Genomic DNA, 25,294 nt, shown 5'->3' with positions numbered 1-25,294 from the left:
TATGGAAGTAAATATAAAATATTGTATTATGCATTCATGTATTCACCCCTGTTGCAGGGCAGCCCATGGGCGGGACAGGTGATGGCCGCGCGAATTTACATAAAAGTGAGGTGTGTAAAAGTAAGCTGTCGCGCCACGTGGCATGGGGGTATGCTGTCCTGCCTTCCATCATGCGCCCCCGCCGGGACCATGCGGGGCGGCGTAACCCCGGCTGGCACGGTGCGGCCTGCACCCGCCCCGGCCATGGCAGGAGCAGGCATGACACTGACACGGGCCGATCAGGCGGAGGTGATGGCAACCGGCATTTCCGGGCTGTCGCATGCCGTCCCCCTGCCCGGGGCGCGCGCGGCATCATGAAAATGGCCATCGACCATATCCAGCCCCACGGGTGGCTGCTGGCATGTGACGCGCGGCTGGAACGCATCGTGCGCTGGTCCGCCAATGCGCCGCGCTGTCTCGGGCGCGAAGGGCTGACAGGAGGCCTGCTGCTGCGCGATGTCGTGGGGCGGCAGGCCACCCACAGCATCCGCAACGCCCTTGCCACCCATGGGGAAGCCCACCGCCGGCCCGCCCTTGTCTTCGGGCAGGAAGCGCCGGATGGCAGGCGCTATGACATTGCCATCCATACCGCCGGGTCGGATATCCTGCTGGAATGGGAACCTTCCGCCGACCCGGATGGGGATGGCGCGCACCTGTCGCTGCTGCGCACCATGATCGACCGGATACGCGAAATCACGGATTTCGACCGCCTGTTCCGCACCGTGGTCCGGCTGTTTGCCGGGGTGCTGCATTACGACCGCGTGATGCTCTACCGCTTTGCCGAGGACGGATCGGGCGAAGTCGCGGCGGAATATCACGTCCCCAACCTTGAAAGCTTCCTGGGACAGCATTTTCCCGCCAGCGACATTCCCGATCCCGCCCGCAGGCTGTACAGCACCAACCTGATCCGCGTGATCGGTGACGTGGACGGTACCCCCATTCCCATCATCTCGCCCCCTGGCATGCCGCCCCCCGACCTGTCGCACGCCCACCTGCGGGCCGCCACCACCAGCCATGCCGACTACCTGCGCACGATGGGGGTGGCGGGGTGCGTGTCCGTCTCGCTCATGGTGGACGGGCGGCTGTGGGGCATGATCGCAGGGCACCATTACAGCGCGCGCGTGATGAACATGAGCCATCGTATCGTGGCGCGCATGTTTGGCGAATTCCTCTCGCTGCAGATCACCAACCTGCTGCGCACCAAGCGCCTGGCCATGACGCGGCAGACGCATGCCCTGATCGAAACGCTGCTGAAGGGGGCGGCCCCGGTGGCGGACATGCCCGCCTACCTTACGTCGCACCTGACGGACATGCTGTCATTCGTACAGTGCGACGGGGCGGCGCTGTGGGTCGGGGGGCAATGGACTCTGCATGGCGCGCATCCCCCGCCCGGAGCGATGGACGACCTGCTGGCGCTGGCCCGCACGCATGCTGGCGCGCAGATCTGGCATACCACCCGGCTTGCGGCGCATATTCCCATGGCGGCGGATTACGCGGCGCAGGCGGCAGGGGTGATGGTCGTTCCGATTTCCTCGCAGCCGGGCGACTACCTGCTGGTGTTCCGGCGCGAGGTGGTCCGCACCCTGAAATGGGGCGCGGACCCCACTGCCCGCCCCCGCAAGCAGGCCGAGGACGGGTATTTCGGCCCGCGCACCAGCTTTGCCATCTGGACCCAGCAGGTCATGGGCGAATGCCTGCCATGGTCGAGTGACGACATGGAGGCGGCGACCCTTGTCCGTTCCGCCCTGATCGAGGTGATGGGCGCGTACCACCAGCTGCAGCTGAACGAACGCGCCACCGCCGATCTGCGTCAGCGCATGCTGAACGAGGAACTGAACCACCGCGTCAAGAACATCCTGTCGGTGGTGCAGTCGCTGGTCAGCCAGCCGCTGGAACCCGGCGGCACGGTCGAAGGCCATGCCGAACGGCTGCGCGGGCGCATCCGCGCGCTGGCGCTGGCACATGACCAGGCGGTGCGCAGCGAGGGCGGCGGCCTGCTGCGCGCGCTGCTGGATGCGGAACTTGCCCCCTATCGCGAACGTTGTTTCATCACCTGCGACGGGCCGCCCGTCTGGCTGACGGGCCGCGCCCTGTCGGTTCTGGCGCTGGTGGTGCATGAACTGGCCACCAACGCCGTCAAATATGGTGCGCTGGCCCATGCGGGTGGGCGGCTGGATATTACGTGGTCGCATGATGCGGTGGCGGATGGGTGGCGTATTTCATGGCGCGAAAGCGGGGGACCGGGTATCGCGCCCCCCGCGCGCCGGGGCTTCGGCTCCGTCCTGATCGAGCGTGGCTTCCCGCATGAACTGGGGGGACGCGCGCACGTCAACTACAGCCCTGGCGGGCTGGAGGTGGTTCTGGACCTGCCTGCCCGCCACGTAAACCCCGCCCCGCCAGTACAGGCGCAGGACGCGGCCACCCCCGCCACGTCCCCCACGCCGGGAAAGGAGAAGAAAGTGACCGACGCCGATATCCTGCTGGTTGAGGACCAGTTCCTGATTGCGATGGAAGCCGAATGGGCGATCGAGGAAAGCAATCTGGGGCAGGTCCGCACCGTAGCATCGGTATATGAAGCCCTGACCGCCATCCGCACCCGCGTGCCCGATGTCGCGATACTGGATGTCAACCTTGGCGATGAAAACTCGATCGAGATCGCGCATATGCTGCGTGCGCGCGGCGTGCCTTTCATTTTCGCCACCGGCTATGCCGACCGCACCATGATCCCTCCCGACCTGCGTGATGTCCCGGTGGAGCGCAAGCCGTATTCCGCCACGGCGCTGGCCGAACGTATCCGCCAGCTTGTCTCGTGACCATGCCCGCCGCACCAGGGAGCAACCCGATGCCCCGTATCCCCGCAGCCTTCATGCGGACCGCCGCCACTGTCGCGGCCCTGCTGGTCCCGGCCATGGCTGCCATGGCGGCCCCGCGCACGGACCTGTTGCAGGTGCCACCGGGATTTCATGTCAGCGTGGTGTCCGACCATGTGCCCAGTGCGCGTGAAATGGCACGTGGCGCACGCGGCACCATATTCGTCGGCAGCATGGCGGCGGGCAACGTCTATGCCCTGAGCGGGGTTGATGATGGGGGTACGGTGCGGGTGCAGACCATCGCCCACGGGCTGGACCTGCCGGTGGGCGTGGCCTACCACGATGGTGACCTGTATGTGTCCGACATGCGGCGCATTGTCGTGCTGCGCGATATCGAGGACCATCTGGATGCGCCGCCAAAGCCGGAGGTCGTGGCCGATGACCTGCCCTACCGCGCCGGAGACCATTCGTGGAAATTCATCGCCTTCGGGCCGGATAACCGCCTGTATGTCCCCATTGGCGCGCCGTGCAACATATGTGACGTGGGCCACGAATTCGGGCGCATCATTTCCATGAACGCCAATGGCACGGACCGCCACGACGTTGCGTACGGTATCCGTAACTCGGTGGGTTTCACGTGGCAACCGGGCACCGGGGTCATGTGGTTTACCGATAACGGCCGCGACAACATGGGCGATGACGTGCCATCCGATGAACTGAACCGGGTGGACGTATCGGGGCAGTCCTTCGGCTATCCCTACTGCCATCAGGGCAACGTGCCCGATCCGCAGTTTGGCAGCCAGCATCCATGCAGCGAATTCACCCCTCCCGCCCTGCTGCTGGGTGCCCATGTCGCGGCCCTTGGGCTACGGTTTTATGAAGGCATGGCATTTCCCGCAGCCTATCACGGCAGCCTGATGATTGCCGAACACGGGTCATGGAACCGCAGCCAGCTATCGGGCTATCAGGTGGTCAGTGTCAGCTTTAACGCGGAAAACCGGCCACAGCCGCCCACCGTACTGGTCAGCGGCTTCCGGCAGGGGCAGCGGGCATGGGGCCGTCCGGCCGATGTCCTGCCCCTGCCCGATGGCAGCATGCTGATCAGCGATGACCTGTCGGGCGCCATATACCGCCTGACCTACGGGAACGCCGCCCCCATGCACTGACCATGCCCCTTTTTTCTTCAACTGTTACGGAGGCCCCCGATGTTCCCGCGCGCCACCGCACTGTCCACCGCCCTTGTCACCCTGCTGGGTACTGTACCCGTCATGGCCGCCGTGCCCCCTGCATCCCCCCGACCCGCCGTCCTGCCTGATACCACGCAGCCCGGACCACCACAGCGGTCGTACCGACATTTATGGACCGATGACAGGGGGATCAGCCACATCACCACCTGCCCGGTGCATGACTTCTTCCTCAAAAGCATGTCTCCGCCCGCAGGACCGCAATGGCAGGACCCGATGGAACCGCAGGTCGCGACCGTTATGGTGACGGTGCAGCCCGCGCACTGGAACGGTACATGGCACCCCGACCCCAAGCCGCAGTGGATCGTGCCATTGCAGGGCCGGTGGTATGTTCGCGCCATGGATGGCACGCGGGTGGAAATGGGGCCGGGCGATATCCTGTTTGGCGAGGATCAGGGCGTGCGTCCCATGGAAACCGGCCGGTACCGGGGCCAGAAGGGGCATGACGCAGGCAATGTCGGCAAAGGGCCAGTGACGCTAATGGTTATCCAGTCCGCTAATGAGCCGGTCATCAACCAGCCCTGCCGGTATCATTGACACTGATTGAAGAAATCACCTGGTTTTTTTGGTGAAACTGTTTCCAAACAGCTTCGGAATACGCCGTTTTTTTTCAAAAAGAGGCTTCCAGAAATTTTTATCATTTATCAGCAGGTTATTCTCAGGGATATGGGTTTGCTGGCATTCGGGCAACCGCCCCGCTTTATCCACAGATTCCGGGGATAGGGAGAAAGATAACCCTGTGGAAAAAATTGGGAGATCCGCATTCCCCCTGTATTTTCAATGATTTTTTCCGTGGCTGTCGAGTTTGCCCGCACACCTGCCCCTTTCCGCCCCATATGGGCGGGCGGGTGTGATTTTTGGGCTGTGCAGGGCGGGGTTTTACGGAAATAATAATTCGTTTTCGTAATATGGGGATCCTGCTGCAGCATGGATGAATTCGTTATCCGCGGTCATGTCATCAACCCGGTTGCCATCGACCGGGCCACCATGGCGAACAGCGTGGTGCATGTCGGCGCGGATGGCATGATTATTGCCCGACATGAAGCCAGTACCCCCATGGCGGCACAGATTCTGGACCATGCCGACCGTCATGGCATGGTCGTGCATACACTTTCGTCCACGCAACTGCTCATGCCAGGATTTGCGGACCTGCATGTCCATGCTCCGCAATGGCCACAGATGGGTCGGGCGCTGGACCTGCCGCTGCGTGAATGGCTGGAACAGCGGACTTTCCCGCTGGAAGCCCGCTTTGCCGATCCCACCTTTGCCGCCCCGGTCTATGATGAAATGGTCCGCACCCTGCTGGCCAACGGCACCACCACTGCCGTATTTTTCGCCACCATTCATGAAGAAAGCAGCCTGCTGCTGGCGCGCACCTGCCTGCGCCACGGCCTGCGTGCCCATGTCGGGCTGGTGGCGATGGATGACCCGGCGCTGTGCCCACCCACCTATCGCAATGCCAGCGTGGAACAGGCGCTGGCGGCAACCCGCCGCTTCATCCATGCCGTGCGGGCCCTGCCGGGCAACGAAAGCAGGCTTGTGCGCCCCATGGTCACGCCGCGCTTTATCCCCGCCTGCACTGACGGCCTGTTACGGGGACTGGGCGACCTGGCGGCGGCGGAAGGCTGCCTGATCCAGACACACTGTTCCGAAAGTGACTGGGAACATGACTATGTCCGCCAGCGGACCGGCGTGAACGATACCGTAGCACTGGAACGCTTTGGCCTGCTGCGCCGGAGCACGGTGCTGGCCCATTCGTGTTTCATGACGGCGGATGACATGGCGCTGGTCCACGCGCGCGGCGCGGCCATCGCCCATTGCCCCATTTCCAACGCCTATTTCGCGGGCGCGGTGCTGCCCTTGCGCGCAGCGTGGCAGGCGGGCGTACATGTCGGGCTGGGCACGGATATTTCGGGTGGGTATTCCCCATCCGTCGCGGTCAATGCCGCCATGGCGGTGACAGCCGCCCGCATGCTGGACAGCGGCACCGATCCCGACCGGCCTGCAGCAGCGCGTGGCGCGCCCGGTTCACGCCTGACCTTTACCAATGCCCTGTGGCTCGCCACCCGTGGCGGCACCGCGGCACTGGGTATTGAAGCCGGTCAGTTCGCGACCGGCCAGGCATTTGATGCCATCCTGATCGACCGCGCCGCTCCCGGCAGCAACATCCTGCCCCCCACCCATGGCGAACCGGACAGCGCAGCGGAAGATGTGGTACAGCAGATCCTGTGCAATATCGGCAGGCCCAACATACATACCGTATGGGTGGCGGGACGGAAGGTGCCTGGGCCGGAATAAACAGCGGCCTGACACAGGTCCGCGCTGCTCTGGTATCGTTGGGTCAGGAACTTTCGTATGATTTTTCAATCAGGGGTTTGGCACGATCCAAATCGTGGGGGGTACGAAGCGTGACCTCAAGGTCGCCCGTTCCGAAATGTCCCTTGTTCCTGACGTTGCGCGTGAAGCCTTTTTCCAACGTGATGGTATCCGGATCGACTTTCAGGAACAGCCGGAGGACACTAAGGGTTGGCTTTACCTCCAGACAGACAAAATTCTTTATGCGTTTGAATGCAAAGTAACAGTTCAGGGTTTTCTGTGTGACATCATCACCCAGTGACAGCAGATAGGCTACCGTATCTGAATACAGATTTGTAAGGGCTTCCCCTGCATCTGCCAGACTTTCCGAATTTGTCTTGTGCCGCGCAGGGCTCTTTGTTCCACCCGAAGAAGTCGGAATATAATCCGACATTGACATGGACGTGTGTGATACCGGCTGGCTGACATTGGACGAAACACTTGTCAGCAGGTCAAGCATAAGCAGGTCCTGCCCAAACCGCCTGTAGCGGATCAGTTCGATATTTCGTCCCATCTGCTTGATGGCATGCAGGTCATAACGCGTGAAATCGGCGGCGATACAGATCAGGCGCGGCGCGCTCCATTCAATGGCGTCGGCTTTTTCCTTTCCCAGATTTTCCTGTACCAGAAGCCGGAAATCTGCCTTGTGATCCATCAGCCAGTCGAGATAGAACAAACCCTGATTGATGACATTTTCATTTATGTTTCTTTTGTATTCGATGATAACAGGATAACAGTTTTCATCCAGCCCCAGCGTATCCATCCGGCCGCCATGCGTCGTGGAATATTCGGACGCCAGAAAGCGGACACCCAGTAACGCATCCAGATTTTTCTCAAAAAGGGTCTGCAATGCCCGTTCAAGCGGTGCGGATGATCCAGACAGCTCGCTCGCCTTGTTATCACTGATCTGGAAAAGTTTGATATCACTCAAAAAAACCGCTCCGGTCTGATATAATTACCTTTCCTTTTTAAAATAAAAGAAGTCATGCACAACCATTGATCAGGCTGGTGGTGTCATGCGGGCCGGTCATGAACGGCTACGGCAGGCCGCTCACCCCATCTACCGCCCAGTTCCAGTCATACAGGTCAAGATCGTTCATGACCGCGCCCTCGGCCACGCGCAGGGTGCCATGCTGGTCACGGATGGGGCCACTGAACGGCGACCAGCCTCCCATGATCCGTGCGCGCACGGCATCCGCCCGGTCGCGCACGGCCTGCGGCACGCGCTGGCCCCACGGGTCGCGGTCCACGCCCTGTCCCATCATCAGCAGTTGCGGGACCGGCCGCCACGTGCCCGCCAGCCGCGCGCGCACCTGCGCGATATAGAACTGCGTGAAATCCAGCACGACCGACGCCACATACGCATCCGGCCCGAACTGCCGTATGTCCTTGTTCCACATGGCCGCCCACAGCCCGCGTTCCTGCGCCACATGCAGGTAGCCCGCTTCGTCCATGATGCCGAACAGGAAGTCACACCCCTTGTCCGCCAGCGCATTGGCCGCCTGAATGGCGGCCTGCGGATCGAACCAGGCGTTGATGCTGATGACCTGCATGGTGGCGTCGGGGTTGACGCTGCGCGCGCCCAGAAGCGTTGCATTGGCCCCGGCATAAGCCGAAGGCAGCGGAAAGGAGGCGATAAAGCCCAGCTTCCCATCCCTGCTCAGCAGGCCCGCCGCCACCCCGATCACATAGCTGACATACCAGTGCGCGATATAATACCAGCTGACATTACCGCGCAGCGGTCGCCCGTCGCACTGCATGAAGGCGGTTTCCGGCGCACGGACCGCCACATCCGTCAGGAAATCCCCATAATCTGCGCCCGTCAGGACCAGTTGCGCGCCCTCGGCCACGAATTCACGCAACAGGCGAGTGGCGTCAGCGGAATACGGTACGCTTTCCACATAGACCGTGCGCAGCTTCGGAAAGGTACGGCGTACGGCCTGCAACGCCACATGGTGCATTTCGGTCCAGCCACCATCGCTGGTGGGACCGACATAGCCCAGCGCCAGCAGGGCGTCTTCCTCCGCTACGGGGGGCATGGGCGGCACGCTGGCATAAGGGGCGGCCAGTCCCGCCAGAAGCCGTTCGGTAGTGATGGAGCCTGCTGCCCATCCATGCCGGGGCAGAAGACCGGTAGAAAACGCTGCCCCCGCTGTGGCCAGAAGCTGCCGACGCGGCAGGATCATGCATGTTGTCCTTTGGCAATGGGCGGAAGATGCGCGACTGCCCCTTCCGGGGCTGTCCGGTTAACCGTATGCCCGACATGCATGGTAACCATGCGCGTGCCGGACACAAGGGGGACAATGCGCAGCAGACCGCCAGCTTGGCGAAAGAAAACAACCGCCCGCAGGCATGTGGCCGCCCACCTGTCCCTGCCACGTCAACATCTGCGGCAGGGGCGTCTTCTTCCGGTAGTGGTCTAGTCGAGTTGCTGTATGCGCCGGGCCTGTCGCGCATGTTCACGCAGGACCTCACCCAGATCCGCCATCGTGGGTTCGCAGTTTTCCACCAGTACCTTCCCGGCCACAATGGTAGTGCCCGCCACGGTGGGGCCACAGCGCAGCCATGCCTCGACCGGATCGGTCAGCGCGCCCGCCAGCGCGACATCACTTGCATGCCAGATCACAAGGTCGGCGCAGGCACCGGGGCGCAGGTGCCCGATCTCGTCTTCCCAGCCCAGGCAGGCCGCCCCGCCACGGGTCGCCATATCCAGCGCCTCACGCGCACCCATGCCCTGGGGGCCATGGTTTATGCGGCCCAGCAGCAATGCGTTGCGCGTTTCCATCCACATGGAAGCATGGTCCGTCGTGGCCGACCCGTTGCAGCCAAGGCCCACATGGATGCCGCGCTCACACATGTCCAGCGCATCAGCGCAGCCGCCACCGATCATCATGTTGGAACTGGGGCACTGCACCACGCTGACCCCCGCGCGAGCGATGCGGTCGATTTCCGAGGACGAGGGATAGATGTAATGCGCCACCCACGTGCGCGGACTGGCCCAGCCCATGCGTTCGAACTGTTCGGTAGGGGTGCATCCGTACAGACTCAGGCAGTAATCATCTTCCTCCATATCCTCGGCCAGATGGGTGTGCAGGCGCAGATCGAGGCGTTCAGCCATGGCCAGGGATTCGTGCATGATCCGTTCGGACGCCGAAAACAGCGATACCGGGCCCAGCGCCACCCGTCCCATCGCGCCAGGACCGGGGTCATGGTACGTGCTGACCAGCCGTTCGCAGTCAGCCATGATCGTATCCTCGTCCTGCACAAGACCGGTGGGGGGCAGGCCGCCATCTTCCTGTGCCCGCGTCATGCTGCCGCGGGTCGCATAAAAGCGAAAGCCGATTTCACGCGCAGCACGGAACTGTTCATCAATCAGCCGGGGGCGGGGATGGATGAACATATGATCCATGGAGGTGGTGCATCCCCCCATCAGCAGTTCCACCATGGCGACATAGCTGGACGCATATACGGAATCCGCGTCCAGTCCGGCCCATAGCGGGTACAGCGTCTGCAGCCATGGAAACAGCCGCATCCGCGTGACGGGAGCGTAGGACCGCGTCAGGTTCTGGAACATATGGTGGTGTGCATTGACAAGGCCAGGCGTGACCAGCCGGCCGCGCGCGCTGATGACGCGCGCGGCCGGAGGGGGTGGCTGTCCGGAACCGCCGACGGAATGGACGCGATCCTTTTCAATGGCGATCCAGCCGTCGGGAATTTCCCATTCGCGGTCAATGTACAGGTGGGCATCACATATCAGAATATCAATCATTACTTAACCATACTGTTCCACCCCCGATGCATGTGGGATGGGGGAAATCCGACACAGCGGGAAACCGGAAACCTGAATATTGAATCAATCACTATTTAAGTAAATTATTTAAGTGTTTTTTTTGGAACATGCCATCATCATGCGTGCCTGTCCATATGTATAGATGCGCGCAGGTTGAGAAATGACAGCTAAAACAACCTCGGATTGTGAAAATTCAATGCATCAGATGCATTGAATTGCACCTTATGGTTGCATTGATTACAAACAATTAACTAGAATCCTCATTTATGTACACCAAAAAAGGTAAGGACTCTTCCTCCCCTCGGCAGATATGCTCTTTTATCCAGATAGGTCCATAAAATTAATTGTCAGTTAAAACCTGATTACATCATAAGAACAAAGTCTGTCATCATATCGATTATAGGTATAATTTCCTATAACTCTACACTGAACAGGCCATGTAAACAAATATTATAAAGTCATGTGACAGATTAAACCGGGACGGGGTATTGTTCATTTGTGATTTTCTGTAACCATTTTATTAATAAATATAAATGAATCCACGATCGGATGGCATATGTTTCATAACATTTCCCGATCGCGCACTACCTTGATCCGGTCATATTTCCGGTTGTGGAAATATGGCTGTTCTGGAACGGATATCCTTCTGTCTGTATATTTGTGTATACAGTATTTTCACGTCAAAAAATCTATAATAAATATCTATTACATGTAATAGAACGGCAACTCATGGTTGCATTTCGTCGCACCATACCGCCTTTCCCTCGCCATGATGTGATCGGGTCGTGCCACATTATATCCTGACATGGAGGTTGCGGGTTGCATTTCCCCTACCCTGTGGCGGATACCATCATGCTGTGCGGGGACCCTCCCGCCATCAATGGAACAAGGGGCATGCTGGTTCACGAAGGGGCAACACGCAGTATCGGCACTGACCTGCGCCTGGGCTGCACGCTGGCGGCGGCGGCGGGCGCGGTCAATGTAGCGGGGTTTCTGGCTGTCGGCTATTACACCGCCAACATGACCGGCAACCTGTCGGCGCTGGCTGTTGGCGTGGGCGACAGGGGTATGGTGTCCGTGCTGTCATGCATGGGCGTGCTGGTGGCGTTTGCCACGGGCGGGTGTATTGCGGCACTGCTGGTAGGTATGGGTCGCAGGCGGGGCGTGCGCGCGGTCCATGCCGCGAGCATTGTGCTGGAGGGCACGCTGCTGATCGCCCTTGGCATCCTGTCGCGGGCGCTGCCCGCATGGATGGAAGCAGGTGGACTGGGCTGCGGGCTGGGTTTCCTGATGGGACTGCAGAATGCCACCGTCACCCATATTTCCGGCGCGCGGGTACGCACCACCCATATGACCGGCATGCTGACTGACCTTGGCATGGAGCTGGGCCAGTGGCTGCTCGCCCCCGATGCGGCACGGGTGCGCGAACGGCTGCGTCTGCATGGCGCGATCATTACCTGTTTCGTGCTGGGTGGGATCATGGGGGGCGCAGGCTACCGGATGTACGGCATGGGGGTGCTGATATTCATGGGGAGCGGGTTGGTGTTGCTGGCGGTACCGGGGCTGTGGCGGTCGATGCGGCACCGCTGATCCATGCAGGCAAAGGCTTGCATGGCACCAGGTGCTATTTTATCCTTGGTGGCAGGAAACGCGGGCAATCCCGCGACGGGCCAGGAGCAGCACGTGACGAAACAGACAAAAGCCACAGAATTCCTGACTGCCAGCGGCATGCCCTTTTCGGTGCATGATTATGAATACGCCCCCGGCGGCGGGCTGATCGGGATACAGGCGGCGCAGTCCATCGGGGCGGACCCGGGCTGTGTACTCAAGACATTGGTGGTGGAAGTGGACCGCAGGATACCGGCGTGTCTGGTGGTGCCTGCTGACCACAAGGTGAATTTCAAGAAGGTCGCGGCCCTGTTCGACGGTCGCAACGCGCGGATGATGAGTCCGGAAAAAGCGGCGGAACTGACCGGCTTCCGCTCCGGCGGGACCAGCCCGTTCGGTCAGGAACACCAGTTACCTGTTATCCTGTCGGCAGACGCCATGGCATGCCCGCATGTCTATATCAACGCGGGCGACCAGGGGCTGGTGGTACGCATTGCCCCCGCAGATGTACAGAAGGCGGCGAATGCACGGGTGGCTGATATTTCCGCAGCCCCCGTCCCGGCGGAACCAATCAAAAATTAACCTTTGCTGTCCATAACCCGTCCCTGAACAGAACAGGGACAGGATGCACGATGGCTGTTTCCTCGGACAATACGGAAATGGCTGATGGGTGGGCCACATTCGATACCGCATGGTACCGCGCCCGTTATGCGGCGATGCTGGACCTTATGGATATTCCCGCCGGACAGGTGCGCGAATTCCATGAAGCGCACGGCGCGGCGCTGGGGCATTCCCCCAATCCCTTTTTTGATGAGGAATGGTACCGCGCCACCTATCCCGACGTCGCGGCACAGGTGGCGGCGGGGACATGGCGCAGCGGATTCGACCATTACCTGAACGCCGGCGCGCGCACCCACAACCCACACTGGCTGTTTGACGAACGCGCCTATCTGGCTGCCTACCCTGACATAACGCCCGCAACGCTGGATGCGGGCGGGTACCGCAATGCCTATGACCATTACCTGCGCACGGGTGATGGGGAAATGCGCAGCGGGTCATGCTTTTTCGATCCTGAAACCTGTGTCGCCCTGCTGGCGGAATGTGACCAGGGCAGCACGCAGCGCCCCTTTTCCGATTATCTGCGCCGGGGCATGGACGCCCTGCCGTGTCGCAGCCTGTCGCTGTATTTCGATGCGGAATGGTACGTGCAGACTTACCCCGAATCCCATGCTGAAATTACGCAGGGACTGTGGCGCAGCGCCCTGCACCATTATCTGTGCAACACCACACCACGGGCGTTCGACCCAGGACCGTTCTTTTCCGAATCCTTTTACACCATGGTCAACCCCGACGTGCTGACCGCGATCGAGGCAGGGGCTCTGCGCAATGGTTATGCCCATTTTCTGGGTGACGGGGTGTATGAACAGCGCAAGCCATGTTCAACGCTGGATCTGGCGCAGTATATGCGCGACCCCACCGTGCAGGCTGATATTGCCGGACGCCGCGCGCGTGACGGGCTGGGCCATTACCTTGCCGCCCGTCCTGACCTGAAGCCCGCGCCCCCCCCATCAGTCACGGAAGATCAGGCCCGCGCCCTGTTCCGCCACATGTGTACCGCCCGCCTGCCGCTGCTGCTGAATGGCGGGATTGATTTCACGGCCGCCACGCCCCCTGCCCTGAGCGTCATTATCGTGGCGCACAACCAGTTTGAACTGACCATGTCTACCCTTGCCTCGCTACGGGCGAATTATCACGGGTCGATCCAGGTGCTGCTGGTGGATTCCGGATCGCGTGATGGCGTAGCCCGGATCGAGGACCATGTGCGCGGAATCGAAATCCTGCGCTTTGCGGGCAATATCGGCTTCGTGCGCGGATGCAACGCCGCCCTGCGCCGGGTAAAGGCACCTGCCGTGCTGTACCTCAATAACGATGTGGACCTGCAATACGGCGCGATTGCAAACGCCCTGTCGCGGCTTATGGCGGATGACACCACGGGGGCGGTCGGTGGCCGCGTCATCCGCACGCACGGCATGCTGCAGGAAGCGGGCAGCATGATCTGGCGTGACGGGTCGGTACAGGGCTACATGCGCGACGCCCACCCCTGCGTGCCCGAAGCTGGTTTCGTGCGCACGGTGGATTTCTGTTCGGGCGTATTCCTGATGGTCCGGACCGAGGTGGCGCAGGTGCTGGACGGTTTTGATGAAAGCTTCGCCCCCGCCTATTTCGAGGAAACAGACCTGTGCGTGCGCATCCGCGCGCTGGGCTACCGGATCCTGTATGACCCTGCAGTATGCCTTGTGCATTATGAATGTGGCACGTCGGACAGGGCCAGCGCGTCGCGGCTGATCGCGCGCAACAGTAACCTGTTCACCCGTCGCCATGCCCCTACGCTGCGGCGCAGGCTGCTGCGCCATGACCCGTCACAGGCACGCGCGCGCCACGCGGATGGCGGGCGGCACATCCTGTTTATCGAGGACAGGCTGCCGCTGCGCTACCTTGGTTCGGGCTTTACCCGGTCGAATGACATCGTGACCACGCTGGCTGGCCTTGGCTACCATGTCACGGTCTATCCCATCTTCCGCCCGATCGAGGATGCCCCGACACTGGCTGCGGCCTTCCCTGAGGATGTGGAGGTCATCCACGACCGCGAACTGCCCGACCTGCCTGATTTCCTGCGCGCGCGCAGCGGGTGTTTCGATGCGATATGGATCGCCCGCACCCATAATGCCGCCCGTGTGGCCAGTATCCTGAACGATGCCGCATCCTGCATTCCCGCCAGCCGGATCGTGGTCGATACCGAGGCACTGGCCGCCTGCCGGGACGTGGCCTATGACCGCCTGCACGCCATCACCCCTTCCCGCCCGCTGGACGCGCGGCTGGAGGACGAACTGCGTCCCCTGTTTCTGGCGCAGCGCGTGGTGGCGGTCAACGCGGCGGAGGCCGACCTGCTGCGCGGTGCCGGATTTGATAATGTCTCCGTCCTCGGACACGTGCAGGTGCCGCGTCCCACCGGGCCCGGATGGGGAGCGCGGCGGGATATCCTGTTTCTTGGCGCGGTGCATGACATGGCGTCACCCAACCTTGATTCACTGGCGTGGTTCAGTGGGCGGGTCCTGCCCCTGCTGGTGGCGCAGCTGGGGGCGGATATCCGCTTCAGTGTGTGTGGTCATACCAGCCCGCGCGTTGACCTTGGCCCCCTGCGCCACCATCCCAACGTACGCATGCTGGGTCGCGTTGCGGATACTGCCCCGGTTTATGACCACCACCGCGTATTCGTGGCCCCCACCCGTTATGGCGCAGGCATTGCCTATAAACTGCATGAAGCCGCAGCCAATGGCCTGCCGGTGGTGGGATCGCCGCTACTATGCCAGCAGGCGGGCTGGCGCGACGGTCAGGACATGCTGTGCGCCAGCATCACGGACCCGGCGGATTTTGCGAAGCAGGTCGTCCGCCTGTATCATGACCAGGCATTATGGGACACGGTGCGGGACAATGCGCTGACACGCATCGCGACCGAACATGCCCCACAGGATTACCGCAACCGGGTGGCGGCCATCATGGACGCCATATTCACGCAGGGCTAGCAGCCGGGCCTGTTTCCGGCGCGCAACCGACAGGAACCGGAAACCATGACCCAGATGGACAACATTTCCTTCGTCCCCGGCATTGATGCGGGCCTTCAGGCGCGGGTGCTGGCGGCCCCGCATTTCCGACGGTGGTATGACGGGATGCGCGCGCGTTTTAGCCTGCGTCACGTACTGGTGCGCGACGCCATCGCGTTTGATGCACAGCGCATGGGGTTCATACTGGTCGAGGCCGATGCCCTGCATGATGGCCACCGCGTGCCCGGCATAGCCCTGCTGCGCGGGGATTCCGTGTCGGTGCTGCTGGTGCTGAAATGCCCCGGTTATCCCGACCGCACCGTACTGACGTGTGAGGCACGGGTGCCCGTGGCGCGGCCTGACCTGCTGGCACTGCCCGCCGGGATGCTGGATGGTGGTGCATTCACCAGCACGGCGCTGCGTGAACTGTCAGAAGAAGTCGGTGCGGACCTGCAGGTCCGTGCGCAGGATCTGGTGAAGCTGACCGATGTCTGGCTGTCACCCGGGGGATGTGACGAAGCGATCGGTCTTTATTATGCCGAACTGCACATAAATGAGACACTGACCCGGACCCTGTCCGACCGCCAGACCGGCCTTGCGCGGGAACATGAATATATTCATCTGCATGTCATTGACCTGTCGGCGGTGCCGCATATCGGTATGACGGACGCAAAAACGTTACTTTCATGGCACATGTATCAGGCGCGTCAGTAAGCTCCGCTTTTTTTGTTGACACAACCCTGTGATGACAATCATAAAGGCTGGAAGCAGGCTGCCTTGTGCAACTGCTTCTTGGACGTTTCCTCCCTAAACTCAGCGGTGCATATGCACCGCTTTTTTTTGGTCTGTTTTATATAAATTTCCTATAACTGTATGTCGTGTAGTATAGTCGAGACCCCACACATACGAGAGACGGGAAAGAAAGCAGAATGAGCGGTATCTTCAATGATGTAATGGGCAAGCTGAGCGACCTGGCTGGCGCATCGGGCCTGTCACAGCAAGTGCATTCCTACCTGTCGCAGCTATTGACGGCTGACACCCTGAACACGCTGGTGGCGCAGGCGGAACAGGCCGGGCTGGGGGACAAGGTGCGCTCGTGGATCGGTGATGGCCACAACCTGCCCATTTCCACCGATGAACTGCGCAGCCTGCTCAGCAGCCAGCAGGTACAGGCCATGGTGGACAAGACCGGCCTGCCGGCCGCCACCATCCTGCCGGTTCTGGCCCACCTGCTGCCCGAAGCCGTCAATACCCAGACGCCACAGGGCACGGTACCTACCAAGACTGCCTGATATGCGACAGGGGGCCGGGTGTCACGCCCGGCCTTTTTTATTCCGCCGCCTGCTGTCCCAGCATGCCGCCATACTGCACCAGACGGTCCACCAGATCCCCCAGCACAGCCTGTAACACTGCAAAGCCCGCATGGGGGGCCAACGTATCCTGATCCATGTAGAGCGTCCGGCTGATTTCCAGCTGCAGGGCCTGTACACCCCGTCGTGGCCTGCCGTAATGCCGCGTGACGTACCCCCCGGCAAACGGGACATTGCGCGCCACGCTGTGCCCGTGGGCCAGCAGCACCTGTTCCACCAGCGTCGTCAGTTGCGGTGAACACGCCGTGCCCCATGCATTCCCCAGAACGAAATCCGGCTGCATGCCCCGCCCCTTTGGCGCGGGCATGGAATGAGCGTCCAGCAGGATGCAGCAGCCATGCTGCGCCACGCTGTCGGCCACCAGGGCTGCCAGCGCATCATGATAGGGCTGCCAGCAGGTGCGGATGCGGGCTTCGGCCTCGCTGAAGGGCAGCGGGCGGGGATAGATCGGCCCGTCATGGGAAACAATGCGCGCAATCGTGCCAAAGCCCGCCCTTACCTTGCGGCTGGTTGTGTTACACCAGTCAGGCAGTTTTTCACGGAACATGGTGGGATCAAGTTCCCATGCTTCCCGGTTGGCATCGCAATAGGCACGGGGAAAGGTTGCGTGCATCAATGTCGCCCCCCGCTCCGGTGCGGATGCGAACAGCTGGTCCACGTAACAGTCTTCGCTGCGGCGCAGGGCGCGCGCATCCAACCGGGACATGCGCAGGAATTCCGGCGGATAATTCCGGCCCGAATGGGGTGACGCCACAATAACGGGCGTCACGGCCCCATCGGGGTGATGGATATGAAACGGCGGCACGGCGGGGTCCGTCACGGCGTTTTTTCCGCACGCAACAGCGACAAATGGCCCTGTATGGGCAAAGGCGGGAAGGCAGCACAGTACATGCCCGTCATAGGGGCAGGCCAGCACCTGGCGGTCAATGCGATTTTTTTCAAAACAGGGGTTGCATCCCCCTGAAAGGGCAAGTAAAAGCCATTTCACCGAAGCCGATTGGGCGCATAGCTCAGCGGTAGAGCACTACCTTGACATGGTAGGGGTCACAGGTTCAATCCCTGTTGCGCCCACCACTCGGCTTCGGTCAGACCCTCGTAAAATCAATGTGACGCGTGATAGTCCCGGTAGGGATAAGCTTGCACCCGTCCGTCTAAGACCATGGAAATCTGTCCGTATGTATGGAATTTCCGTGAAGTCGTTCTGGCCTTTGCCCCGTACAATTCTTCCTCGCTGCACCTGACCGCACATTATGGGATGCTGCAAGCAGGGATGGACGTAGTGATCCTGCCCATCCTCAAGCAGTGATGCCTTACACTATCCCCCAAGCTTCAACTGCGGTGAAGGCAGGCTGATTTCCTTGCCTCGCTGGCAGCGGGTTTCTACACCCGCGCCAGACCGGATCAGGCGGGCACAAGCTCCGCCGCGACAGGGTGCATGACGGGCGGCGCGTGCCAGCGGCCCTGGTCCACATCCGCGATCTCGCGGTCGATCTCGGCAATGACCTGTCGCGAAAACGGGCCAAGATGCAGGTACAGCGCGCTTGTCATCACCACATATGGCAGTGCTTTGGGGTTATGCAGGGCACAGTCCAGCATCATGCGCCAGAACTGCCCGGCCGTGCCCGGTCCCGCACGATGGATACGGAACATAAGCCGGACAAAGCTGCGCAGGTCGCCCTTTATCATCCGGTGTGTACGCTTGCGCCCGAGCATCCGGCCAAGCCTGCGGACACGGCCGAAATAGGCGACCGGATCATAGATTGCCGCAAGCACTGTCCTGTAATCGTTCAGCACGTCGCGACGCGGACGCTTTGTCTCGAAATTCAGTCCTGCCGTGCACTGGTCACCCGATTGCGTCTGTTCGCTGCCGGAAAAAAGACGGCCCTCGGCCAGAAGGCGGCGCGTCAGCTGGGTGGTGGGCAGGGCATAAAGCAGACCGACCATGCAGACCGGGATCGACGTATCCTCGATACATGCGATCATGCCCGGAGCAACGCTGCCCTTTTCGCTGTCGAAACCCACGATGAAGCCTGCATTGACGAAAATCCCGGCCCTGTGGATCGTCTCGATGCTCTGCTGCAGGCTGCGCCTTGTGTTCTGCTTTTTCTGCATGAGCACGAGGGAGTCTGTATCCGGACTTTCTATGCCCACGAATATCGCGAAGAAATTCGTATCGGACAGGCTGCGCAGCAGGTCGGGATCGTCCGCCAGGTTGATCGAAGCCTCGGTCGAAAATTCGAAGGGGAAATTCTTCTCGTTCTGCCAGCGCTTCAGGTCCGGCAGGAATTTCTTCAGCGCCTTCTTGTTGCCAATCAGGTTATCATCAACAAAATCCACATGCCCGCGATAGCCAAGGGCATACAGGGCATCCAGTTCGGCCATGACCTGTGCATTGGTCTTGGTGCGCGGCACCCGGCCGTAGAGTTCGATAATATCGCAGAATTCGCAACTGAACGGGCATCCACGCGAAAACTGGACACCGACATGCAGGTACTGGTCCAGCTTCAGCAGGTCGAAGCGGGGCAGCGGGCTTTTTGTGACATCGGTCTTGCCCATCGGCGCTTCAAACACGCCCTGCCGCACGCCGCGCCGCCAGGCGGCGATGAAATCGATCATGATCTCCTCGGCTTCGCCCAGAACCTGAAAATTCGCAGCACTGTAAAGCGCCGGGCTGGATGTGACATCGGGGCCACCGATCACAACGGGCTTATCACAGGCACGGCACATTTCGATAATGTGGAGGGCATCGTTACGCTGAGGCAGCATGCCGCCGGTCATCACGATATCGGCCCAGGCAAAATCCGCGTCATCCAGTTGTTCGGTATTGCGGTTGACCAGCCGGATTTCCCAGTTTTCGGGCAGCAGGGCCGCAACGGTAATCAGGCCAAGCGGTGCCGCAGGGTAGCGTGCGCCGGCCAGATCACAGGCCTCCTGATAGTTCCAGAATGAATTGGCGTTAAAGCGGGGGAAGATCATCAGGACCTTGCAGGTATCGGTCATTATGATGAAATCCCCTGATCAGCCTCCTCTTCAAGATTGAAACGGCCTCCCCGATCAGTGGCAGGGCACATGCGGACGGACGGTCCCATCTGTGGTGAAATGGTACTATTCCGGCGAATGGTCGTCATATGGATCTTCCATCTGGATGAAAGATGTCTCTACACCCCCTGACCTGCAATAGCGATAGAAGAGCATTTGCAATGTAAGATACCCGTCTTGCAAAATGTAACAGACACATGAAAATCCCTGTTTTTCCACCCCGAAACAACAGTGCCGCCTATCGCACCCGGACGCCCTTTGACCAATGATTGCAGGTGATGACCGGCAGGACCGGATCCATGCATGCCGGGCAGGAACCATGATGGACGGGGCAGGAAAACTTTTTCCATTACCTGGCATTATCCCCGGGAAGGCCTTGCATCACATACCGGGCGCAAGGTCCGCCAATCATACGGAACGGGAGCTTGGATCATGCCGCGTGGTGACAAGTCCGCCTACACGGACAAGCAGAAGCGACAGGCCGAACATATCGAAGACAACTACGAGGCACGTGGCGTCAGCAAGGACGAGGCAGAACGACGCGCCTGGGCCACCGTAAACAAGGAAACGGGGGGCGGAAAGAAAAGCGGCTCAGGCAGGGGCCACGCCGTCACACACGATCCCGCCCGCAAGGGTGGCAGGATTGGCGGGGCGGCCTCAGCCCATCGTCCAGCGGAAGAACGCGCCGCCTCGGCACGGAAGGGCGCTGAAACCCGACGGAAAAATGAAGGGGGATAGAACGCGGTGTTCTCTGAAGCTTTTTGACAAAAGCTTCACCAAAACACTTCTTTATAATTTGCAGGCTTCTGAAACAGGCTGGGCTTGATGACATTATCCATGTTGTGCGGGTGCAGGCACGATCCTGAGCACATTATCCGCAAGTGGCCGCTGTAACCGCAGGGCTTCCGGGGCTGGCGCATTCATCCAGATATCCAGTTCTTCCGGCCGGGTCAGGATGACAGGCATGGCCCTGGGGTGAATCGCGCCAACCACCCGATTGGCGTCCGTGGTCAGGAACCCGAACAGGGTGTCCGTGGTCTCGCCATCCACAAGCTTGCGGACCGATGTCCACTGGCACCAGATACCGGCAAAGAAGGCCAGTGGTCTCCCATCGCTGCGAGCAAACCAGACCGGCCTGCTGGTCCCGTCGGACAGACGTTCCGGTTCCGAAAAGGCCGTAAGTGGCACAAGGCAGCGATGCGCAACCCCTTCCCAGCGTTTCCACCATGTCGAGGCCGGATTGCGGATATTGGTCACTCCCCGGTCGACTTTGCGTCCCTTCAGGTAACCCGGTGGGGTTGGCATGCCCCAGCGCGCCATGATCAGTTCGCGCCCACCCTGCGCATTGCGCACGACAGGGGCCTGGGTGTCGGGCCAGATATCAGGCAGGGCTGCAAGATTGCCGGTGCGGTCCGTCATGACCCGTGCCGCTTCACGGATGGCCTGCTGGCTGTCCGTCATCGCATAAAGGTTACACATTATCCCACTTCCCTGCCCGCATGGCGTTTCCCGGTTGGTAACGTCCATCAACGCTACAGGACCATGCGATATGTTGGGGAAAGAGCAACGGCTCCCTTTCCCGACTGATCAGGAAAGGGAGCCGTCTGTCTATAGCGATGCCTGCAGGTCAGGGTGCGTTTTAGAAATCGAGGGATGTCTTGACGTAATACATTCCGCCATTGAACCCGTAGGGTGAGTAGGATGCGTATTTTGCCAGGCCCTGCTGCGAATTGGCGATCGCGCTGGAAATGCGGGTCGGGTATTTGTTGCCAAGGTTGTTGGCGCCTACACCGATGGTCCAGCGCGGCACAGGCTTGTAGTCCACTTCCAGGTTGGTGATGAAGGCCGGGTTCTGTTCAAACGGCACGGCGCCGGCGCCGGTCGGGGCCGCCATGTAGGTGATGGAGCCATAACGCATCTCCTGCACGAATACCGACCATTTCTTGTACTGCCAGTTCACGCTGATCTGCTCCCGGTTTTTGGGCGCGGAATGCAGGACCATTTCCTTGGTGTATTCGTTCACCAGGTTGTTGCGGGCGGAACGGATTTCGTTATCGGAGAAGTTGATGCCCATGGCAAAGCGGAACTTGCCAAAGCGATGCGTATGCAGTGTGTAATCCGCGCTCAGGTCACCACCAAACGTCTGGGTATTATACAGGTTGGCATAGTATGACAGGGATGTTGCGCTGGAAATATTGGCCGCCGCCAGCAGTTTCTGCAACGTGGCGTCATTCGGGTCGACGGAATAGGACTGGGTGCTGCCCAGACGGTCATTGATCGCAATGTAGTACAGATTACCCGTGATGTGAAAATCATCCACAGGCGTTGCATCCAGCCCGATCGTGTAGCTGCGCGAATACTCGCCCTTCATGTTGCCCGCGCCCAGGTATTTGGCAATAGCGCTGTTCGCTGGCACCTGATCCACGGTGTAACCGGGATAAGGCGCTGAATAGAAATAGGACATTTCACCCAGCGTAGGCGGACGGTAGCCAGAATTGATGTTGGCGCGGATGGCCCAGCGCTTGCTGAAGTTGTAGCGCGTGCCGACGGACCCGGTCTCGACAGTGGCCAGGTTGTTGTAGCTGTCAACGCGGCCGCCCAGCGTCCATTCCCATTTCTTGGTTATATAGAAATCAAGGTTGGCGAAACCTTCATACACGTCACGGTTCTGGTTCGTGACCGCCATGGGCACGTTACCAGGGTGATCGGTCGCACCCTGCCCGCCCCATGACGCGGTTTCACCCTGCGTCATCTGGAAAGTGTCGTGACGATATTCCGCGCCGAATTTCAGGTTGATGTCACGCGGCAGCAGCCCCGTGTGGAACGAACGCGATCCCCGCAGCCCTGTCGTCAGTTCGGACGAAATCGACTCACCATCATAAAAGGATGTCTGCGTCGGGTCATACACGTAGGACCCACCCGACATCGTGGCGTTTTCGGAATCCTTGGTGCCGTATTTCTGCTGGTCGCGGCCGTAAGTTACGTACGCATCCCACGCAAAACCGAATTTGCGCGCGCGAATGCCGTTATCCGTCTCGAAATCATACTGGTCCATGGTGATGTAGGGCTGGTCACCATTGGGGTAGAGCGACGGATTGATCCATTCATCAGCCCCCGAATTGGCGCGGTATGTTTCAGGCACGTTGGCACGACGGTGCGAGAAGGTGGACGTGCTGTAGAAACTGAACCCGTGCGCCACGGGAATGGACATGTTTTCGCTCAGCGTCTCAAGCGTGCTCTTGGGCAGTCCCAGCCCGCGCTGCACGTTACGGTCCGCGGTTGCGTTGCGCGTGGGATCGGCAAACAGGGTGCCGTAGAAATCCCCGCCCCGTGTCGTGGGCAGCTGGTGGGTAACCTGTGCCGCAAGATCAAGGTAGCCACCCTTGTTGCCCAGCGCCATGGCATAGCTGGCCGAACCGTCAAGCGCCTGACCGTCGCCCGCGTAATACCCGCTGTTCTTGAAATTGATGGTGCCGCCATGCGTATCGCGCTTCAGCACGATATTGACCGCACCCGCAATGGCGTCCTGACCATACAGCGCGGATGCCCCTTCGGTAATGACCTCGATATGATCGATCGCCGTGATGGGAATGAGCGAAATGTCGGCCGGCTCACTGCCCCAGTTGGTACCCGCGTTGGAATTGAAGTTGGCGCCAATGTGGCGGCGATGGCCGTTCACCAGGATCAGCGTGTCATCGGGCGACTGCCCGCGCAACTGCATGGTCTGGACAAAGGAACTTGCGCCGCCACCGGGCAGGGCTGCTGTGGTGATGGCGGGATTGGCCTGCGCCAGCGCGGAAAGGACATTGGTCTGGCCGGTCTTGAGCAGTTCCGCACCGGTCACGACCGTCACCTGCGTGGTGCTATGACGTGCGGCACCCGGTGAAAAAATGGAGTTGGTCTGATGACCACCCACATGGATTACTTCCGGCTGGCTGGACGCACGCAGCGCCGTGGGCGTGGCATGCTTTACGACAGTCGTTTTTCTGGTGGGGGCAACCCTGTAATGTTTATCAGGGGATGAGATGGCTGCCGTCGCGGCTTCACCCGCAACCGGTACGAATGTACCGAACGCAACCCCGGCTACCAGATATAACTTCCGCTTTGATAGGCCTGACATCTGCCTTCCCCCCCTGAAACTCGACCGGACGTTTGGTAACGAATATGTGCAAGGTTATGATGCGCATTCGTTACGATGTGGCGTCATATGGATTATTGATATGTTCGGGGCTGGCGGCGGCTCTTACTTGGATCTGATGAATTATATAATTGAAAACGTTTCGGGTTTTGGAACGTGTCGCGTTTTTGACACTATACACAGCAAGTATCAGGCAACGTGTTTTGCAACGGACCGTACTGTCGCGAAGGCACCGCGCCTGAACCAGGCATGAATTTTTCGAAACGTTATGCCCTTACATGACAATATATTGACAATTTCAGAAATATCCCTATTATCAATGCAATAAAGCCAAAGCCTATAATATTTATGGAGTTCCAGTTGGACATACGGCGACTGCAGGCTTTTATTAAAATCATCGATCTGGGCAGCATTTCCCGGGCGGCTGACCTGCTCAATATTGCCCAGCCCGCGTTGAGCCAGCAACTGGCCACACTTGAAAACGCCTTCAAGCAGAAACTGGTCATCCGCAGCAAAAGTGGTGTGACACCCACTACGGCCGGATCGGAACTGTACCGGCACGCGCAGACCCTGACCAAGCAGTTCGACCGGGCCATGGTTGAAATAACCCAGGGGGCCGGGCCGCTGGTGGGCAAGGTGTCGGTCGGGCTGTCTCCCTACAGCGCGGGGTCCACGCTTTCGGTCAAGCTGCTGCAGCGCGTGCGCGCGTGCCTGCCCGATATAACGCTGCACCTGACCGAAAGTTTTGATGATATCTATAGTGAACTCATCATGACCGGGCGGCTGGACATGGCGGTGATCCATGGCGCGGGACCAATAAAGGGCGTTATATTTACCCCGTTGATGAAGGAAGAATTCTTCCTGCTCGCGCCACACGGGCTGGAATTCCAGCAGGATGAAACCGGCGCAGTACAGCTGGTGGACATAGCCGATACGCCCCTGCTCCTGCCGCCCAAGCATAACTTTGTCCGCAAGAGCGTGGACATGGCCTTCATGCGCAAGCAGCTTGAACCGTGCATCGTGGCCGAAATCGAGGCATTGATAACCCTGCAGGGCGCTATAGAGGAAGGTATTGGCAGCACCATCCTGCCATGGTCCGTCGCCAGCCGTATTGTCGTGCCAGGCCGCTCGCGCATCTATCCACTGCGCAACCCGGTCATTCAGGAAGACGTGTCACTGTGCATTCCTGAAATCATTCCCGAAACGGAAGCATCTGTCGCGGTGCGCGAACTGCTCATTGAACTGGCCAAGGCCATGGCGGCCTCGCACAACTGGCCGGGCGCCCAGCCTTTCGGCTGA

Annotated in this window: 19 protein-coding genes and 1 tRNA gene; 13 read left to right on the top strand and 7 right to left on the bottom strand. The window is 60.2% G+C overall.

Translation table 11 applies throughout. From position 1 onward, the window contains the following. Positions 1-150 precede the first annotated feature (150 nt). The 5 genes from MSKU9_RS02865 (at position 151) to MSKU9_RS02845 (ending at position 6,391) form a co-directional block, all read left to right on the top strand. Positions 151-357: a hypothetical protein gene (locus MSKU9_RS02865; RefSeq protein ID WP_141259829.1), complete on the top strand. Its 207-nt coding sequence runs from the start codon at positions 151-153 to the stop codon at positions 355-357. Next, on the top strand, positions 354-2,852 hold the full coding sequence (locus tag MSKU9_RS02860; RefSeq protein WP_141259828.1) for an HWE histidine kinase domain-containing protein: 2,499 nt from the start codon (positions 354-356) through the stop codon (positions 2,850-2,852). The genes MSKU9_RS02865 and MSKU9_RS02860 overlap by 4 nt, the downstream gene beginning before the upstream one ends. Before the next feature lie 29 nt (positions 2,853-2,881). Next, the gene (locus tag MSKU9_RS02855) at positions 2,882-4,015 is read left to right on the top strand and encodes a PQQ-dependent sugar dehydrogenase (RefSeq protein ID WP_141259827.1); all 1,134 of its coding nucleotides are present in this window, start codon (positions 2,882-2,884) and stop codon (positions 4,013-4,015) included. Positions 4,016-4,054: 39 nt separating this feature from the next. After that, a complete protein-coding gene (locus MSKU9_RS02850) occupies positions 4,055-4,630 on the top strand; it encodes a cupin domain-containing protein (protein ID WP_141259826.1) in 576 nt (191 codons plus the stop codon). Positions 4,631-5,020: 390 nt separating this feature from the next. Further along, positions 5,021-6,391 (top strand): amidohydrolase family protein, encoded by a 1,371-nt coding sequence (locus tag MSKU9_RS02845; protein WP_141259825.1) that lies wholly within the window; start codon positions 5,021-5,023, stop codon positions 6,389-6,391. Positions 6,392-6,434: 43 nt separating this feature from the next. On the opposite strand, the gene MSKU9_RS02840 is transcribed toward MSKU9_RS02845, so the two are convergent. The 3 genes from MSKU9_RS02840 to MSKU9_RS02830 all read right to left on the bottom strand — a co-directional run bounded on the left by MSKU9_RS02840 (position 6,435) and on the right by MSKU9_RS02830 (position 10,217). Then, entirely contained in the window at positions 6,435-7,379 is a 945-nt protein-coding gene (locus MSKU9_RS02840; RefSeq protein WP_141259824.1) for a DUF5655 domain-containing protein, read from the bottom strand. A gap of 106 nt (positions 7,380-7,485) precedes the next feature. Beyond that, entirely contained in the window at positions 7,486-8,634 is a 1,149-nt protein-coding gene (locus MSKU9_RS02835; protein WP_141259823.1) for a BMP family ABC transporter substrate-binding protein, read from the bottom strand. A gap of 233 nt (positions 8,635-8,867) precedes the next feature. Then, a complete protein-coding gene (locus tag MSKU9_RS02830; protein ID WP_141259822.1) occupies positions 8,868-10,217 on the bottom strand; it encodes an amidohydrolase family protein in 1,350 nt (449 codons plus the stop codon). A 915-nt stretch (positions 10,218-11,132) separates the two neighbouring features. On the opposite strand from MSKU9_RS02830, the gene MSKU9_RS02825 reads away from it, so the two are divergent. The 5 genes from MSKU9_RS02825 (at position 11,133) to MSKU9_RS02805 (ending at position 16,740) form a co-directional block, all read left to right on the top strand. Next, positions 11,133-11,828: a YoaK family protein gene (locus MSKU9_RS02825; RefSeq protein WP_141259821.1), complete on the top strand. Its 696-nt coding sequence runs from the start codon at positions 11,133-11,135 to the stop codon at positions 11,826-11,828. Positions 11,829-11,921: 93 nt separating this feature from the next. Beyond that, positions 11,922-12,428 (top strand): YbaK/EbsC family protein, encoded by a 507-nt coding sequence (locus tag MSKU9_RS02820; protein ID WP_141259820.1) that lies wholly within the window; start codon positions 11,922-11,924, stop codon positions 12,426-12,428. A gap of 50 nt (positions 12,429-12,478) precedes the next feature. Then, complete coding sequence (locus MSKU9_RS02815; RefSeq protein WP_141259819.1) at positions 12,479-15,430, top strand: glycosyltransferase; 2,952 nt, start codon at positions 12,479-12,481, stop codon at positions 15,428-15,430. Between the two features lie 45 nt (positions 15,431-15,475). Continuing rightward, positions 15,476-16,162, top strand: coding sequence for an NUDIX domain-containing protein (locus tag MSKU9_RS02810; RefSeq protein ID WP_141259818.1), 687 nt, complete (start codon positions 15,476-15,478; stop codon positions 16,160-16,162). Positions 16,163-16,377: 215 nt separating this feature from the next. After that, positions 16,378-16,740, top strand: a complete 363-nt coding sequence (locus tag MSKU9_RS02805) for a YidB family protein (RefSeq protein WP_141259817.1) — start codon at positions 16,378-16,380, stop codon at positions 16,738-16,740. 37 nt (positions 16,741-16,777) lie between these two features. Here the strand turns inward: MSKU9_RS02805 and MSKU9_RS02800 are convergent, their stop codons facing one another. Continuing rightward, positions 16,778-17,638: an N-formylglutamate amidohydrolase gene (locus MSKU9_RS02800; protein WP_227002334.1), complete on the bottom strand. Its 861-nt coding sequence runs from the start codon at positions 17,636-17,638 to the stop codon at positions 16,778-16,780. 179 nt (positions 17,639-17,817) lie between these two features. Here MSKU9_RS02800 and MSKU9_RS02795 point away from each other — a divergent pair. Next, positions 17,818-17,892: transfer RNA gene (locus MSKU9_RS02795), tRNA-Val, on the top strand. A gap of 327 nt (positions 17,893-18,219) precedes the next feature. On the opposite strand, the gene MSKU9_RS02790 is transcribed toward MSKU9_RS02795, so the two are convergent. Further along, positions 18,220-19,818 carry a B12-binding domain-containing radical SAM protein gene (locus MSKU9_RS02790; protein ID WP_141259816.1) on the bottom strand — a complete coding sequence of 533 codons (1,599 nt, stop codon included), beginning with the start codon at positions 19,816-19,818 and terminating at the stop codon, positions 18,220-18,222. A gap of 471 nt (positions 19,819-20,289) precedes the next feature. Between MSKU9_RS02790 and MSKU9_RS02785 the strand changes: the two genes are divergently transcribed. Then, a complete protein-coding gene (locus MSKU9_RS02785; RefSeq protein ID WP_141259815.1) occupies positions 20,290-20,595 on the top strand; it encodes a plasmid stabilization protein in 306 nt (101 codons plus the stop codon). Positions 20,596-20,688: 93 nt separating this feature from the next. Here the strand turns inward: MSKU9_RS02785 and MSKU9_RS02780 are convergent, their stop codons facing one another. Continuing rightward, positions 20,689-21,336 carry an SOS response-associated peptidase gene (locus tag MSKU9_RS02780; protein WP_141259814.1) on the bottom strand — a complete coding sequence of 216 codons (648 nt, stop codon included), beginning with the start codon at positions 21,334-21,336 and terminating at the stop codon, positions 20,689-20,691. Positions 21,337-21,496: 160 nt separating this feature from the next. After that, a complete protein-coding gene (locus MSKU9_RS02775) occupies positions 21,497-23,977 on the bottom strand; it encodes a TonB-dependent receptor plug domain-containing protein (RefSeq protein WP_141259813.1) in 2,481 nt (826 codons plus the stop codon). Between the two features lie 378 nt (positions 23,978-24,355). On the opposite strand from MSKU9_RS02775, the gene MSKU9_RS02770 reads away from it, so the two are divergent. Continuing rightward, complete coding sequence (locus MSKU9_RS02770) at positions 24,356-25,294, top strand: LysR substrate-binding domain-containing protein (protein ID WP_162851902.1); 939 nt, start codon at positions 24,356-24,358, stop codon at positions 25,292-25,294.

The organism is Komagataeibacter diospyri, from assembly GCF_006538165.1.
GTDB classification, from domain to species: Bacteria; Pseudomonadota; Alphaproteobacteria; order Acetobacterales; family Acetobacteraceae; genus Komagataeibacter; species Komagataeibacter diospyri.
This window is presented reverse-complemented; position numbering and strand designations above follow the sequence as displayed.

Excerpts from the sequence above, each read along its gene's own strand:
- MSKU9_RS02865 (WP_141259829.1), top strand. The coding sequence starts at position 151 with ATGCTGTCCTGCCTTCCATCATGCGCCCCCGCCGGGACCATGCGGGGC.
- MSKU9_RS02860 (WP_141259828.1), top strand. The coding sequence starts at position 354 with ATGAAAATGGCCATCGACCATATCCAGCCCCACGGGTGGCTGCTGGCA.
- MSKU9_RS02855 (WP_141259827.1), top strand. The coding sequence starts at position 2,882 with ATGCCCCGTATCCCCGCAGCCTTCATGCGGACCGCCGCCACTGTCGCG.
- MSKU9_RS02850 (WP_141259826.1), top strand. The coding sequence starts at position 4,055 with ATGTTCCCGCGCGCCACCGCACTGTCCACCGCCCTTGTCACCCTGCTG.
- MSKU9_RS02845 (WP_141259825.1), top strand. The coding sequence starts at position 5,021 with ATGGATGAATTCGTTATCCGCGGTCATGTCATCAACCCGGTTGCCATC.
- MSKU9_RS02835 (WP_141259823.1), bottom strand. The coding sequence starts at position 8,634 with ATGATCCTGCCGCGTCGGCAGCTTCTGGCCACAGCGGGGGCAGCGTTT.
- MSKU9_RS02830 (WP_141259822.1), bottom strand. The coding sequence starts at position 10,217 with ATGATTGATATTCTGATATGTGATGCCCACCTGTACATTGACCGCGAA.
- MSKU9_RS02825 (WP_141259821.1), top strand. The coding sequence starts at position 11,133 with ATGCTGGTTCACGAAGGGGCAACACGCAGTATCGGCACTGACCTGCGC.
- MSKU9_RS02815 (WP_141259819.1), top strand. The coding sequence starts at position 12,479 with ATGGCTGTTTCCTCGGACAATACGGAAATGGCTGATGGGTGGGCCACA.
- MSKU9_RS02810 (WP_141259818.1), top strand. The coding sequence starts at position 15,476 with ATGACCCAGATGGACAACATTTCCTTCGTCCCCGGCATTGATGCGGGC.
- MSKU9_RS02805 (WP_141259817.1), top strand. The coding sequence starts at position 16,378 with ATGAGCGGTATCTTCAATGATGTAATGGGCAAGCTGAGCGACCTGGCT.
- MSKU9_RS02790 (WP_141259816.1), bottom strand. The coding sequence starts at position 19,818 with ATGACCGATACCTGCAAGGTCCTGATGATCTTCCCCCGCTTTAACGCC.
- MSKU9_RS02785 (WP_141259815.1), top strand. The coding sequence starts at position 20,290 with ATGCCGCGTGGTGACAAGTCCGCCTACACGGACAAGCAGAAGCGACAG.
- MSKU9_RS02780 (WP_141259814.1), bottom strand. The coding sequence starts at position 21,336 with ATGTGTAACCTTTATGCGATGACGGACAGCCAGCAGGCCATCCGTGAA.
- MSKU9_RS02775 (WP_141259813.1), bottom strand. The coding sequence starts at position 23,977 with ATGTCAGGCCTATCAAAGCGGAAGTTATATCTGGTAGCCGGGGTTGCG.